The organism is Pseudomonas sp. GNP013, from assembly GCF_054343995.1.
Genome location: NZ_JBTGUT010000001.1, coordinates 597,384 through 610,408, shown reverse-complemented (window position 1 = coordinate 610,408; position 13,025 = coordinate 597,384). Strand labels below are relative to the sequence as shown.

16 protein-coding genes are annotated in these 13,025 nt (G+C 60.2%); 1 reads left to right on the top strand and 15 read right to left on the bottom strand.

The genetic code is table 11. The features are described 5' to 3' along the window. The 11 genes from ndk to trmJ form a co-directional block, all read right to left on the bottom strand. On the bottom strand, positions 1-426 hold the full coding sequence (ndk, locus tag ACXX81_RS02805) for a nucleoside-diphosphate kinase (RefSeq protein ID WP_003175956.1): 426 nt from the start codon (positions 424-426) through the stop codon (positions 1-3). A gap of 91 nt (positions 427-517) precedes the next feature. Then, the gene (iscX, locus tag ACXX81_RS02800) at positions 518-718 is read right to left on the bottom strand and encodes a Fe-S cluster assembly protein IscX (protein WP_003238461.1); all 201 of its coding nucleotides are present in this window, start codon (positions 716-718) and stop codon (positions 518-520) included. Positions 719-732: 14 nt separating this feature from the next. Continuing rightward, positions 733-1,074 (bottom strand): ISC system 2Fe-2S type ferredoxin, encoded by a 342-nt coding sequence (gene fdx, locus ACXX81_RS02795; RefSeq protein ID WP_209984570.1) that lies wholly within the window; start codon positions 1,072-1,074, stop codon positions 733-735. A 3-nt stretch (positions 1,075-1,077) separates the two neighbouring features. Then, positions 1,078-2,940: a Fe-S protein assembly chaperone HscA gene (hscA, locus tag ACXX81_RS02790; RefSeq protein ID WP_209984574.1), complete on the bottom strand. Its 1,863-nt coding sequence runs from the start codon at positions 2,938-2,940 to the stop codon at positions 1,078-1,080. A 53-nt stretch (positions 2,941-2,993) separates the two neighbouring features. After that, a complete protein-coding gene (gene hscB, locus ACXX81_RS02785) occupies positions 2,994-3,515 on the bottom strand; it encodes a co-chaperone HscB (RefSeq protein WP_169896443.1) in 522 nt (173 codons plus the stop codon). Between the two features lie 8 nt (positions 3,516-3,523). Further along, positions 3,524-3,847, bottom strand: a complete 324-nt coding sequence (gene iscA / locus ACXX81_RS02780) for an iron-sulfur cluster assembly protein IscA (protein ID WP_003175963.1) — start codon at positions 3,845-3,847, stop codon at positions 3,524-3,526. A 28-nt stretch (positions 3,848-3,875) separates the two neighbouring features. After that, positions 3,876-4,262, bottom strand: a complete 387-nt coding sequence (gene iscU, locus ACXX81_RS02775) for a Fe-S cluster assembly scaffold IscU (RefSeq protein WP_003175965.1) — start codon at positions 4,260-4,262, stop codon at positions 3,876-3,878. A 100-nt stretch (positions 4,263-4,362) separates the two neighbouring features. Further along, complete coding sequence (locus ACXX81_RS02770) at positions 4,363-5,577, bottom strand: IscS subfamily cysteine desulfurase (RefSeq protein ID WP_209984576.1); 1,215 nt, start codon at positions 5,575-5,577, stop codon at positions 4,363-4,365. Between the two features lie 50 nt (positions 5,578-5,627). Beyond that, positions 5,628-6,119: a Fe-S cluster assembly transcriptional regulator IscR gene (iscR, locus tag ACXX81_RS02765; RefSeq protein WP_057007282.1), complete on the bottom strand. Its 492-nt coding sequence runs from the start codon at positions 6,117-6,119 to the stop codon at positions 5,628-5,630. A 300-nt stretch (positions 6,120-6,419) separates the two neighbouring features. Further along, complete coding sequence (gene cysE / locus ACXX81_RS02760) at positions 6,420-7,205, bottom strand: serine O-acetyltransferase (RefSeq protein ID WP_209984583.1); 786 nt, start codon at positions 7,203-7,205, stop codon at positions 6,420-6,422. Positions 7,206-7,207: 2 nt separating this feature from the next. Beyond that, positions 7,208-7,978 carry a tRNA (cytosine(32)/uridine(32)-2'-O)-methyltransferase TrmJ gene (gene trmJ / locus ACXX81_RS02755; RefSeq protein WP_209984585.1) on the bottom strand — a complete coding sequence of 257 codons (771 nt, stop codon included), beginning with the start codon at positions 7,976-7,978 and terminating at the stop codon, positions 7,208-7,210. A gap of 145 nt (positions 7,979-8,123) precedes the next feature. Here trmJ and suhB point away from each other — a divergent pair, with 145 nt between their 5' ends. After that, complete coding sequence (gene suhB / locus ACXX81_RS02750; protein WP_003175971.1) at positions 8,124-8,939, top strand: type III secretion system regulator SuhB; 816 nt, start codon at positions 8,124-8,126, stop codon at positions 8,937-8,939. Positions 8,940-9,155: 216 nt separating this feature from the next. On the opposite strand, the gene ACXX81_RS02745 is transcribed toward suhB, so the two are convergent. The 4 genes from ACXX81_RS02745 to yajC form a co-directional block, all read right to left on the bottom strand. Continuing rightward, on the bottom strand, positions 9,156-9,698 hold the full coding sequence (locus ACXX81_RS02745; protein ID WP_003238445.1) for a glycine zipper 2TM domain-containing protein: 543 nt from the start codon (positions 9,696-9,698) through the stop codon (positions 9,156-9,158). A 124-nt stretch (positions 9,699-9,822) separates the two neighbouring features. Then, positions 9,823-10,737 (bottom strand): protein translocase subunit SecF, encoded by a 915-nt coding sequence (gene secF / locus ACXX81_RS02740; protein WP_057007285.1) that lies wholly within the window; start codon positions 10,735-10,737, stop codon positions 9,823-9,825. 9 nt (positions 10,738-10,746) lie between these two features. Then, complete coding sequence (secD, locus tag ACXX81_RS02735) at positions 10,747-12,618, bottom strand: protein translocase subunit SecD (RefSeq protein WP_003238441.1); 1,872 nt, start codon at positions 12,616-12,618, stop codon at positions 10,747-10,749. Between the two features lie 62 nt (positions 12,619-12,680). Then, positions 12,681-13,019 carry a preprotein translocase subunit YajC gene (gene yajC, locus ACXX81_RS02730; protein WP_003238439.1) on the bottom strand — a complete coding sequence of 113 codons (339 nt, stop codon included), beginning with the start codon at positions 13,017-13,019 and terminating at the stop codon, positions 12,681-12,683. Positions 13,020-13,025 lie beyond the last annotated feature (6 nt).

The window sequence follows — 13,025 nt, the reverse complement described above, 5'->3', positions numbered from 1 at the left end:
TTAGCGAGCGGTTACTTCAGTAGCTGCGAAAAAGTACGAAATTTCGCGAGCAGCAGCGGCTTCGGAGTCCGAACCGTGTACGGCGTTGGCGTCGATGGACTCAGCGAAATCAGCACGGATGGTGCCGGCAGCCGCTTCTTTAGGGTTAGTGGCGCCCATCAGCTCACGGTTCAGAGCGATGGCGTTTTCGCCTTCCAGAACCTGAACAACAACAGGACCGGAGATCATGAAAGCAACCAGGTCGCCGAAGAAACCACGGGCGCTGTGCTCAGCGTAGAAGCCTTCAGCTTCGGCTTTGGACAGTTGCTTGAGTTTCGAAGCTACAACCTTCAGGCCGGCTTTTTCGAAACGAGTGGTGATCTCGCCGATGACGTTTTTTGCAACAGCGTCAGGCTTGATGATGGAGAAAGTACGTTGAACAGCCATGGTGTAACTCCAGAAACGGTAATTTACGAAAAATTAAACCCGCGAATTATACGCGGGTTATCAGGTATTGCCTAACTGCGTAAAAGGCGACTCAGTCTGCTTCTTCGATCCACAGGCCTTGAATCGCCTCTAAGACCTTTTCGCCACCCCGGTCCGGGATGTCGTCAAAATCCGGCAGCTCCATTACGAGATTGCGCAGCTTGACGAAGTTCACCGTGAGAGGATTGACCTCAGGATGGGCTTCGGCAAGTTGTATAGCGATTTCTTGTACATCAACCCATTTCAGGCTCATGACATTTCCTTGAATCAATGCGGCGCTTCGGCTGCATGGTTGAGGGAATATTTCGGAATTTCGACAGTGATGTCTTCAGTCCCGACCTTGGCCTGGCAGCTCAGGCGCGAATGCGCTTCCAGGCCCCAGGCACGGTCAAGAAAATCCTCTTCCAGCTCGTCCGCTTCTTCCAGGGAGTTGAACCCTTCGCGGATGATGCAGTGACAGGTGGTGCAGGCGCAGACACCGCCGCAGGCGCTTTCGATCTCGATGTGGTTGTCATGGGCAACGTCGAGGATGGACTTGCCGGTCTCAGCCTCAACAACCATACCGTCCGGGCAATGCTCGGCGTGTGGCAGAAAAATGACCTGCGGCATTAATTATTCCTCGATTTCATTCAGGTTGCGGCCCGCCAGGGCGGCTTTTACCGACTGGTCCATGCGGCGGGCGGCGAAGGCGTCGGTCACTTGCGACAGACGCTTGGTCTGCTGCTCGATGGCATAGCCATCGGTGCCTTTCATCAGTTCGGCCAGTTCCTGCATCTGCAGGTCGATGACCATGCGCTCCTCGGCGTCCAGCAGGCGCTCGCCGTCAGCCTCAAGGGCGCCCTGCACTGCTTCGAGCAGGCGCTGAGCGTCGACTTGCTGCTCACGCAACACGCGGGCGACCTTGTCGTCACCGGCGTATTGGAACGAGTCCTTGAGCATTTTGGCAATTTCGCCGTCGGTGAGGCCGTAGGATGGCTTGACCTGGATGCTGGCTTCAACGCCCGAGCCGAGTTCACGCGCAGCCACACTGAGCAAACCATCGGCGTCGACCTGGAAGGTCACGCGGATTTTCGCTGCGCCGGCGACCATCGCTGGAATGCCGCGCAACTCGAAGCGTGCCAGGGAGCGGCAGTCGCTGATCAGTTCACGCTCGCCTTGCAGCACATGAATCATCATGGCCGTCTGGCCGTCTTTGTACGTGGTGAAGTCCTGGGCGCGGGCGACGGGGATAGTGGTGTTGCGCGGAATCACCTTCTCCATCAGACCGCCCATGGTTTCCAGCCCAAGGGACAACGGAATCACGTCGAGCAGCAGCAGTTCGCCACCCTCGCGTTTGTTGCCGGCCAGAGTGTCGGCCTGAATCGCCGCGCCAATGGCGACCACCTGATCCGGATCGATTTCGGTAAGGGGCTGACGGCCAAATGCTTCGGCCACCGCATCACGCACACGCGGTACGCGAGTCGAACCGCCAACCATGACCACCGCCACCACCTCTTCCAGCTCGATGCCGGAATCGCGCACCGCGCGACGGCAGGCCTTGAGGCTACGCGCAACCATCGGCTCGATCAGCGCATCGAAGGCTTCGCGGGTCAGTTGGGCCGACCAGTTGCCGTAGGACACTTCAACAGAGGCAGCATCCGTCAGCGCTTCCTTGGCTGCACAGGCGGTTTGCAGCAGGTTACGCTGCGCGCCCGGATCCAGGTCGGCGGACAAGCCGGCGCTGGTGATAATCCAGCCCGCGATGGCGTGGTCGAAGTCATCGCCGCCCAGGGCGCTGTCGCCACCGGTGGCGAGCACTTCAAACACACCGCCGGTAAGGCGCAGAATGGAGATATCGAAGGTGCCGCCGCCCAGGTCGTAGATCGCGACCAGGCCTTCGGCGTGCTGATCGAGGCCATACGCCACGGCGGCTGCGGTCGGCTCGTTGAGCAGGCGCAGCACGTTGAGGCCGGCAAGTTTCGCCGCGTCCTTGGTGGCCTGCCGCTGAGCGTCGTCGAAATACGCCGGAACGGTAATCACCGCGCCGACCAGCTCGCCGCCCAAGGTGGTTTCCGCGCGCTGGCGCAGCACCTTGAGAATATCGGCGGACACTTCCACCGGGCTTTTAGGGCCCTGCACGGTGTCGATGAACGGCATATGGGATTCGCCGCCAACAAAACGGTACGGCAGTTGCTCACCCAGTTGCTTGACGTCGGACAGGCCACGCCCCATCAGGCGCTTGACCGACAGCACGGTATTCAACGGATCGGTGGAGGCCGCCAGCTTGGCCGACTCGCCCACTTCGGTACGGTCTGCGTGATAACGCACAGCGGACGGCAGGATCACCTTGCCATCAGCGTCGGGCAGCGGCTCGGACAGGCCGCTGCGCAGGGCGGCGACCAGGGAATTGGTGGTGCCCAGGTCAATCCCCACCGCCAGGCGACGCTGGTGCGGTTGAGGGCTTTGGCCGGGTTCGGCGATTTGCAGTAGAGCCATGGTAATCAGGTCTTATCTGTCTATCAGGCGTGCATCACGGGCAGCACACTGGGTTAATCGTCGAGGCGCTCTTCAAGCTGGCGCACTTCGTAGGTGAGCTTGTCGAGGAACTGCATGCGCCGCATCAGGCGTTCGGCCTGTTCACGTTGCGCTGCATCATCCCAACAGGCTGCGAAGCTTTCGTTGAGCTCTTCCTGGGCCGCCTTCAGCCGACGCTTGAAGACCGCGACACCCGCCACATCGGCTTCGTCCTGCAGATCTTCGAGTTCTTCGCGCCACTGCATCTGCTGCATCAGGAAGTCCGGGTCGTGCACCGTGACTTCAAGGGGCAGCTCGCCACCGTTCATCGCGAGCAGGTAGCGCGCGCGTTTCGCAGGGCTCTTGAGCGTCTGATAGGCCTCGTTGAGGCTGGCCGATTGCTCCAGCGCCTGGCGTTGCTCGCGCTCGGAAGCGTCAGCAAAGCGGTCCGGATGCACCCCACGCGCCAATTCTCGGTAGCGCGTGGCAAGCTGCTCGAGGTTCAGTCGAAAGCTCGGCTGCAGCTCGAATAAAGCGAAATGACAAGGAGTGCCCACAAGTAGCCTCAGATGTTGAAGCTTTCGCCGCAGCCACACTCACCGCGTACGTTGGGGTTGTTGAACTTGAAGCCTTCGTTCAACCCTTCCTTGACGAAATCGAGTTCGGTGCCGTCCAGGTAAGTCAGGCTCTTGGGGTCGATGATCACTTTCTCGCCGTGACTTTCGAACACCTGGTCTTCCGCAACCACCTCGTCGACAAACTCCAGCACGTAGGCAAGGCCGGAACAGCCCGTGGTGCGAACACCCAGACGAATCCCCTCACCTTTACCGCGCCCATTCAGGGAGCGGCGAATGTGCTGCGCTGCCGCTTCTGTCATGCTGATAGCCATCGTTGACTCCTTACTCGTCGCCAAATGCTTAGATCAAGCCTTTCTTCTGCTTGTAGTCGCGAACGGCCGCCTTGATGGCGTCTTCAGCGAGTACGGAGCAGTGGATTTTCACCGGCGGCAGCGCCAGCTCTTCGGCCAGCTGGGTGTTGCTGATGGTGACAGCCTCATCCAGGGTCTTGCCTTTCATCCATTCGGTCGCCAGGGAGCTGGAGGCGATGGCCGAACCGCAGCCGTAGGTCTTGAACTTGGCGTCTTCGATGACGCCAGCGTCGTTGACCTTGATCTGCAGGCGCATCACATCGCCGCACGCCGGAGCGCCGACCATGCCGGTGCCCACATCAGGGTCTTCCGCGTTCATCTTGCCGACATTGCGCGGGTTTTCGTAGTGGTCGATGACCTTTTCGCTGTAAGCCATGGTACTCAATCCTCACTCATCAGGGCCGCTCTGGAACCCTGTAGAAACGCCTGCGTTTTCCGCCACGTTCCTACAGAGTATGGGTGGCGGCTTCTATAATTTAGTGTGCCGCCCACTCGATTTTGGAGATGTCGACACCGTCTTTGAACATGTCCCACAGCGGCGACAGAACGCGCAGCTTGTTGACCGCCTCACACACTTTCTGCGCTGCGTAGTCGACCTGCTCTTCGGTGGTGAAGCGGCCGAAGGTGAAGCGAATCGAGCTGTGTGCCAGTTCGTCATTGCGGCCCAGGGCGCGCAGTACGTACGAAGGCTCAAGGGAGGCCGAGGTGCAGGCCGAACCGGACGACACCGCCAGGTCCTTGAGCGCCATGATCAGCGACTCGCCTTCGACGTAGTTGAAGCTCAGGTTCAGGTTGTGCGGTACGCGGGCGGTCATGCTGCCGTTGACGTACAGCTCTTCAAGGTTCTCGACCTGCTTGTAGAAGCGATCGCTGAGGGCCTTGATACGAATGTTTTCGGCAGCCATGTCTTCCTTGGCTACGCGGAAGGCCTCGCCCATGCCAACGATCTGGTGGGTAGCCAGGGTGCCCGAACGCATGCCGCGCTCATGACCGCCGCCATGCATGGCCGCTTCGATGCGCACGCGAGGCTTGCGGCTCACGTAGAGAGCACCGATGCCTTTAGGGCCGTAGGTTTTGTGGGCCGAGAACGACATCAGGTCGACTTTCAGCTTGGACAGGTCGATGTCGACTTTGCCGGTGGACTGGGCAGCATCGACGTGCAGCAGGATACCCCGGGAGCGGGTCAGCTCGCCGATGGCCTCGATGTCGTTGATGGTGCCGATTTCGTTGTTCACGTGAATCACGGAAACCAGAATGGTGTCTTCACGCAGTGCAGCTTCGATCATGGCCGGGGTGACGATACCGTCGGTGGTCGGCTCGAGGTAGGTGACCTCGAAACCTTCACGCTCCAGTTGGCGCATGGTGTCGAGGACAGCCTTGTGCTCAATCTTGGTGGTGATCAGGTGTTTGCCCTTGGTCGCGTAGAAATGCGCCGCGCCCTTGATCGCCAGGTTGTCGGACTCGGTGGCACCGGAGGTCCAGACGATCTCACGCGGGTCTGCGCCCACCAGGTCGGCGACCTGGCGACGAGCGTTCTCGACCGCTTCCTCGGCTTTCCAGCCGAATACGTGGGAGCGGGAGGCCGGGTTACCGAAGTTTCCGTCAACCAGCAGGCATTCACTCATCTTTTGCGCAACACGCGGATCAACCGGGGTGGTCGCTGAGTAATCAAGGTAAATTGGCAATTTCATGGACTTTCTCCTAAATCAGGCTGGCTGGCGTGCCGTTAGCTCTTCGGCTGTCACTCGACGGCGGACGCTTCAATCTTGTCCAGACGCGGCGCCCTGGTGTTGCAACGGCGCTGGTCCTGACGCTGGGCTACTTCTTGCACCTCACGGCGAGTCACAAGATCAGCCAAGCTGATACCACTCAAAAACTCATGGATCTGCAGGCTCAAGTCACACCACAGGTGGTGCGTCAGGCAGGTGTCACCGGCGTGGCAATCACCCAGGCCCTGGCATTTGGTGGCATCGACGGATTCGTTGACCGCATCGATCACCTGAGCGACCTGAATGCCCTGCATCTCGCGGGACAACTGATAGCCACCACCTGGACCGCGAACGCTGGAGACCAGATTGCTGCGGCGCAATTTGGCGAACAGCTGCTCGAGGTAAGACAGTGAAATGCCTTGGCGCTCGGAGATATCGGCCAGGGACACCGGCCCGGTCTGCGCGTGCAAGGCCAGGTCAAGCATGGCGGTTACCGCGTATCGGCCTTTTGTAGTCAGTCTCATGGACAAGTACCAGGGTGTTTCAGAATGGGAGCAAGTATGCGATTCCCGAGTATTTAAGTCAACTATAAGACCTAGTAATTTAGTCAGGATTGCCCGAAAAAAGGGCGCGCGAATCATAGCAGGATGGGGTGGGGGCGAACAGCGGGAACGGACAACCAGCACTCTCAGCCACAATGAGGATCAAATGTGGGAGCGGGCTTGCTCGCGAAAGCGGCGTATCAGTCGCCGAAAATGCTGACTGATGGACCGCTTTCGCGAGCAAGCCCGCTCCCACAGGGGATTTGCAGTGACCGGGAATCTTCAGCCAGCCTTGGTGGTGGCGGTTTCGCTCTTGATTTCGGCGAAGTCTTCTTCGCGCAACTCGGGCAGGTCCTTGGCGCAATAGCTGCTGCCCAACTCCTTGAGCGCGCCGCACATGCCCTCCAGCTTGCCGTCTACCGCTTGCAGGTGATCGAGCAACTGGCCGATGGCGCGTGCCACGGGGTCGGGCATGTCTTCGCTGACGCCGTAGGCATCGAAGCCGATTTTCTCGGCCATGGCTTTGCGCTTGGCTTCCTGCTCGTCGCCGGCTTCCGGCTTGACGATGATGCGACCGGGGATACCCACCACCGTGGCGCCAGCCGGCACCGCCTTGGTCACCACGGCGTTGGAGCCCACTTTGGCGCCGGCACCCACCGTGAACGGACCGAGCACCTTGGCGCCCGCCCCCACCACCACGCCATTTTCCAGGGTCGGGTGGCGCTTGCCTTTGTTCCAACTGGTGCCGCCCAGGGTCACGCCCTGGTAAAGAGTCACATCGTCGCCGATTTCAGCGGTCTCGCCGATCACAATGCCCATGCCGTGATCGATGAAAAAGCGGCGCCCGACCTTGGCGCCCGGATGAATCTCGATCCCGGTCAGCCAGCGACCGAAGTTCGACACCAGCCGTGCCAGCCACTTCCAGCCCATGCCCCAAAAGAAGCCGGACAGGCGGTGGATCCAGATCGCGTGCATGCCCGGGTAGCAGGTCAGCACTTCAAAGGCATTGCGCGCCGCCGGGTCACGGTGGAAAACGCTTTGGATGTCTTCTCGCAAACGCTCGAACATTGTTAATCCTTCCGCTTAAGAAGCTCGCCACGGGCCGCTTTCTGGGTTTCCGTGAGGATGCCACGCAATATGTTCATTTCCGCTCGGCTCACCGAACTGCGCCCATACAGGCGACGCAGGCGCGCCATCAAGTGCCGTGGTTTTTCCGGGTCGAGAAACTCGATGGCCACCAGGGTGTGCTCCAGGTGCTCATAGAAACGCTCCAGCTCGTCCATGGTGGCCAGCTCACCACTCTTGGTCGACGCCACTTCATCCTTCTCGACCTTGCTCGGCTGGCCTGCCGCCGCCAGCCAGGCCATGCGCACCTCGTAGCTCAGTACCTGCACCGCGGCCCCGAGGTTCAGCGAGCTGAACTCGGGGTCGGATGGAATGTGCACATGGTAATGACATCGCTGCAGCTCTTCATTGGTGAGGCCGGAGTCTTCACGGCCGAACACCAGGGCGATTTCAGCGCCGCCGGCAGCCTCTTCGATCACTTTGGTGCCGCACTCACGCGGGTCCAGCAGCGGCCAGGGGATGCGCCGGTCACGGGCACTGGTGCCGAGCACAAGGTTGCAGCCCACCAAGGCGTCTTCCAGGGTGGCGACCACCTGGGCGCTCGCGAGCAGGTCATTGGCGCCGGACGCACGGGCATCGGCCTCGTGGTGCGGAAACACCCGTGGCTCGACCAGCACCAGGCGCGTCAGCCCCATGTTTTTCATGGCTCGCGCCACCCCGCCGATGTTGCCGGGATGACTGGTATTGACGAGGACGACACGAATGTTTTGCAGCAAGGGAGGCGCTCTCGGACACGGGAAAGGGGAGCAAATCTTACAGAACAGCCTAAGGTTATGCCACGAAAGCTAACGTCGTCCTTCACCTGAAGAAAGTTTCTGCTAAACTGCCCGGCTTTCTTTAACAACCTTAGGTGACCTATCCATGCAGCCCATGCTGAATATCGCGCTGCGCGCCGCCCGCAGCGCCAGTGAATTGATCTTCCGCTCCATCGAGCGCCTGGATACCATCAAGGTCGACGAAAAAGACGCCAAGGATTACGTATCCGAGGTGGATCGCGCCGCCGAACAGAAAATCATCGACGCTCTGCGCAAGGCCTACCCTACCCACGGCATCCTCGGTGAAGAAACCGGCCTGCACAAAGGCAGCGGCGAAGGCGAAGACTACCTGTGGATCATTGACCCACTGGATGGCACCACCAATTTCCTGCGCGGCATTCCGCACTTTGCCGTGAGCATCGCCTGCAAATACCGTGGCCGCCTGGAACACGCCGTCGTACTCGACCCGGTTCGCCAGGAAGAATTCACCGCCAGCCGTGGCCGTGGCGCGCAACTCAATGGTCGTCGCCTGCGTGTCAGCGGCCGCACCAGCCTGGACGGCGCCCTGCTAGGCACCGGCTTCCCGTTCCGTGACGACCAGATGGATAACCTGGAAAACTACCTGGGCATGTTCCGCGCCCTGGTCGGCCAGACCGCCGGCATCCGCCGCGCCGGCGCAGCGAGCCTGGACCTGGCTTACGTGGCTGCCGGTCGTTTTGATGCGTTCTGGGAGTCGGGCCTTTCCGAGTGGGACATGGCTGCAGGCGCACTGCTGATTCAAGAGGCCGGCGGCCTGGTGAGCGACTTCACCGGCGGTCACGACTTCCTTGAGAAAGGCCATGTGGTTGCGGGCAACACCAAATGCTTCAAGGCCGTGCTGACAGCAATCCAGCCGCACCTGCCGGCTTCGCTGAAGCGCTAAGCGAGCAGGCAAAAAAAAGCACCCCGCGGGGTGCTTTTTTCATGCCTTGAATTTGGCATGAACACACATGCCAGTCACACAGAAATCAACTGTGGGAGGGGGCTTGCTCCCGATAGCGGCTTGTCAGTCGCCAGATGTATTGACTGACCTACCACCATCGGGCGCAAGCCCCCTCCCACATTTTTTACTGCATGGGGCTTTGAATCTGCCCCTGAATTACTGCTGGTTCTGACCCAGGATCAGACGCCCCTCTTTATCCACTGGAATCTGGCCGCCTGGATCACGATCCATGCGCACGGTGCCTTCCTTGCCATCCAGGGTGTAACGCACGTCATAGCCGACAACCTTGTCGCTGATGTCGTTGACGGTGTTACAGCGTGTCTGAGTGGTGGTGTAAGTATCGCGGTTCTGCATGCCTTCCTGAACCTTGTTACCGGCGTAACCGCCACCGACCGCACCGGCTACAGTGGCCAGCTTTTTGCCGTTACCGCCACCGACCTGGTTACCCAACAGGCCACCGGCCAGCGCACCGACCACGGTGCCGACGATCTGATGCTGATCCTGCACCGGCTTCTGCCGAGTCACCGCGACGTCCTTGCAGACCTCACGCGGCGTTTTAATCTGGGTTTTTACCGGCTGTGCAGCCAGCACTTGCGCATACTCAGGGCCGCTTTTTACCAGGCTGTAGGTGGCAACAGCGCCCCCGGCAGTCACACCGACAGCACCCAATACCGCACCAACCAGCAACGACTTGTTCACGTTGAACCTCCTGACCATCACAAGCGGACCGAAAGATCCGCGCTATACCCAGCCTTGGAGCAAAAAAAAAGGCACGAGTTCAATTCTCGTGCCTCTTTTGTAACAGCGTGTCAACAAACGCCCATCAAGGACGGTCGTCGACCTCCTTGCCAGTGCTGGCCGGAGGAATCAGGTCTTCGCTGTTGAGGTTCAGCCAGATCAGCACCACGTTGGCGATGTAGATCGACGAGTAGGTGCCCGCCAGAACGCCAATGAACAGCGCCAGGGAGAAGCCCCACAGGTTGTCGCCACCGAAGATCATCAGCGCGGCAATCGCCAGCAAGGTGGAGATCGACGTCGCCATGGTGCGCAGCAGCGTCTGGGTGGTGGAGATGTTGATGTTTTCGATCAACGACGCCTTGCGCAGTACGCGGAAGTTCTCACGAACCCGGTCGAACACCACGATGGTGTCGTTGAGCGAGTAACCAATGATCGCCAGCACGGCCGCCAGCACGGTCAGGTCGAAGGTAATCTGGAAATACGCCAGGATACCCACGGTCACGATCACGTCGTGGATCAGCGACACAATGGCGCCGACACCGAACTTCCACTGAAAGCGGAAAGCCAGGTAGATCATGATGCCGACCAGCGCCATCAGCATGCCGAGGCCGCCCTGGTCGCGCAGCTCTTCACCTACTTGCGGGCCCACGAACTCGACGCGCTTGACCGACGCCGGGTTGTCACCGCCGACCTTCTGCAAGGCCTCGGCCACCTGGTGGCCCAGTTGCGGGTCTTCGCCCGGCATGCGCACCAACAGGTCGGTGGTAGCACCAAAGCTCTGCACCACGGCTTCGTGATAGCCGGCCTTGACCAGCTCGTTGCGCACCAGGGTAACGTCGGCCGGCTTCTCGTAGGTCAGCTCGATGAGCGTACCGCCGGTGAAGTCCAGGCCGTAGTTCAGGCCCTTATGGAACCAGCTGAACAACGCCAGAACGGTAAGGAGCACGGTGACGCCGAACGCAACGTTGCGAACGCCCATGAAGTTGATTGTACGTAACATGGCAGCCCCTTAAATCCACAACTTCTTGAAGTCACGTCCGCCAAAGATCAGGTTGACCATTGCGCGGGTCACCATGATGGCCGTGAACATCGAGGTAAAGATACCCAGGGACATGGTCACCGCAAAACCTTTGACCGGGCCGGTGCCCATGGCAAAGAGAATCCCGCCGACCAGCAGAGTGGTCAGGTTGGAGTCGAGAATCGCGGTGAATGCCCGGCCGAAGCCTTCGTTGATTGCGCGCTGCACAGTCATGCCGGCGGCGATCTCTTCACGAATCCGCGAGAAGATCAGCACGTTGGCATCCACCGCCATACCCATGGTGAGCACGATACCGGCGATACCCGGCAGGGTCAGCGTTGCGCCCAGCAGCGACATCAGGGCCAGCAGCATCACCATGTTGCCCGCGAGGGCCACGGTGGCGATCACGCCGAAGAAGCGGTAGATGGCGATGATGAACAGCGACACGAACAGCATGCCCCACAAGGCTGCATCGACCCCCTTGGTGATGTTGTCGGCACCCAGGCTCGGGCCAATGGTGCGTTCTTCAGCGAAGTACATCGGCGCCGCCAGACCACCGGCACGCAGCAACAGCGCCAGTTCGGAGGATTCGCCCTGGCCGTTCAGGCCGGTGATGCGAAATTGAGCACCCAGCGGCGACTGGATGGTCGCCAGGCTGATGATCTTCTTCTCTTCCTTGAAGGTCTGCACCGGCACGTCTTTCTCGACACCGTTGACCATCTGCTTGGTGTAGGTGGTCACCGGGCGTTGCTCGATGAAGATCACCGCCATGCTGCGACCGACGTTGCTGCGCGTGGCGCGGTTCATCAGGTCGCCGCCGTGGCCATCCAGGCGGATGTTCACTTCAGGAGTGCCGTGCTGCGAGTCGAAACCGGCCTTGGCATCGGTGACCTGGTCACCGGTGATAATCAGGCCGCGCTCGATCAGCGCAGGTGGGCGGTTGCCTTCGCGGAACTCGAACTCTTCGGAGGTGGCGCGGGTAGCACCCGGCTCGGCCGCAAGACGGAACTCCAGGTTGGCGGTTTTACCCAGGATACGCTTGGCTTCAGCGGTGTCCTGCACGCCCGGCAATTCAACCACGATACGGTTGGCGCCCTGACGCTGCACGATCGGCTCGGCCACACCCAGCTCGTTGACACGGTTACGCACCGTGGTCAGGTTCTGCTTGATGGAGTATTCGCGGATTTCCGCGATCTTCGCCGGGCTCATCGCCAGACGCAGTACCGCCTGACCATTGAGGTCGGCCGGTACGATATCGAAGTCATTGAAGTTCTTGCGGATCAGCGCACGGGCCTGTTCGCGGGACGCTTCATCAGAGAAGCCCAGCTGGATGGCACCGTTGAGCTGCGGCAGGCTGCGATAACGCAACTTCTCTTTGCGCAGCAGGCTCTTCACATCGCCTTCATAGACTTTCAGGCGCGCGTCGAGGGCCTTGTCCATGTCGACTTCCAGCAGGAAGTGCACACCACCGGACAAGTCCAGACCCAGCTTCATCGGGTGCGCGCCAATGCTGCGCAGCCATTGTGGCGTGGTCTGTGCCAGGTTCAGCGCGACAACGTAGTCGTCACCCATGGCCTTGCGCACGACGTCCTTGGCCGGCAATTGGTCTTCGGATTTGGTCAGGCGCAGCAAGCCGCCCTTGGCACCCGCGGCCAATGTTGCCGCTTTAACCTGGATACCCGCGTCATTGAGCGCTTTGCTCGCGCGTTCCAGATCGGCCTGATTGACCTGCAGCGAAGTGCTGGCGCCCGTGATCTGGATCGCCGGGTCATCAGGATAGAGATTGGGAGCGGAATAAATAAAACCGATCGCCAGCACCGCCAGGATCAGTACGTATTTCCACAGAGGGTATTTGTTCAGCATCACGCCGCCCGCTTATAACGCGGGGCGCCTTGCGCGCCCCGTCGATTGGTAAAGGTTGTTGCTTAGATCGCTTTGAGCGTGCCTTTAGGCAGCGTGGCAGCGATGGCGCCCTTCTGGAACTTCATTTCCACGGTGTCGGAGACTTCCAGTACAACGAAAGCATCGGCAACCTTGGTGATCTTGCCGGCGATGCCGCCAGTGGTCACCACTTCGTCGCCCTTTTGCAGGCTGCCCAGCAGGTTCTTCTGCTCTTTGGCGCGCTTGGCCTGTGGACGCCAGATCATCAGGTAGAAGATGACCAGGAAGCCGACCAGGAAAATCCACTCGAAACCACCGCCCATAGGGCCGGCAGCGGCAGGCGCAGCGGCGTCAGCCATGGCGTTAGAGATAAAAAAGCTCATTTAGCA

Coding starts and splice junctions, on each gene's coding strand:
- ndk (WP_003175956.1), bottom strand. CDS start 426: ATGGCTGTTCAACGTACTTTCTCCATCATCAAGCCTGACGCTGTTGCA.
- iscX (WP_003238461.1), bottom strand. CDS start 718: ATGAGCCTGAAATGGGTTGATGTACAAGAAATCGCTATACAACTTGCC.
- fdx (WP_209984570.1), bottom strand. CDS start 1,074: ATGCCGCAGGTCATTTTTCTGCCACACGCCGAGCATTGCCCGGACGGT.
- hscA (WP_209984574.1), bottom strand. CDS start 2,940: ATGGCTCTACTGCAAATCGCCGAACCCGGCCAAAGCCCTCAACCGCAC.
- iscA (WP_003175963.1), bottom strand. CDS start 3,847: ATGGCTATCAGCATGACAGAAGCGGCAGCGCAGCACATTCGCCGCTCC.
- iscU (WP_003175965.1), bottom strand. CDS start 4,262: ATGGCTTACAGCGAAAAGGTCATCGACCACTACGAAAACCCGCGCAAT.
- ACXX81_RS02770 (WP_209984576.1), bottom strand. CDS start 5,577: ATGAAATTGCCAATTTACCTTGATTACTCAGCGACCACCCCGGTTGAT.
- iscR (WP_057007282.1), bottom strand. CDS start 6,119: ATGAGACTGACTACAAAAGGCCGATACGCGGTAACCGCCATGCTTGAC.
- cysE (WP_209984583.1), bottom strand. CDS start 7,205: ATGTTCGAGCGTTTGCGAGAAGACATCCAAAGCGTTTTCCACCGTGAC.
- suhB (WP_003175971.1), top strand. CDS start 8,124: ATGCAGCCCATGCTGAATATCGCGCTGCGCGCCGCCCGCAGCGCCAGT.
- secF (WP_057007285.1), bottom strand. CDS start 10,737: ATGTTACGTACAATCAACTTCATGGGCGTTCGCAACGTTGCGTTCGGC.
- secD (WP_003238441.1), bottom strand. CDS start 12,618: ATGCTGAACAAATACCCTCTGTGGAAATACGTACTGATCCTGGCGGTG.
- yajC (WP_003238439.1), bottom strand. CDS start 13,019: ATGAGCTTTTTTATCTCTAACGCCATGGCTGACGCCGCTGCGCCTGCC.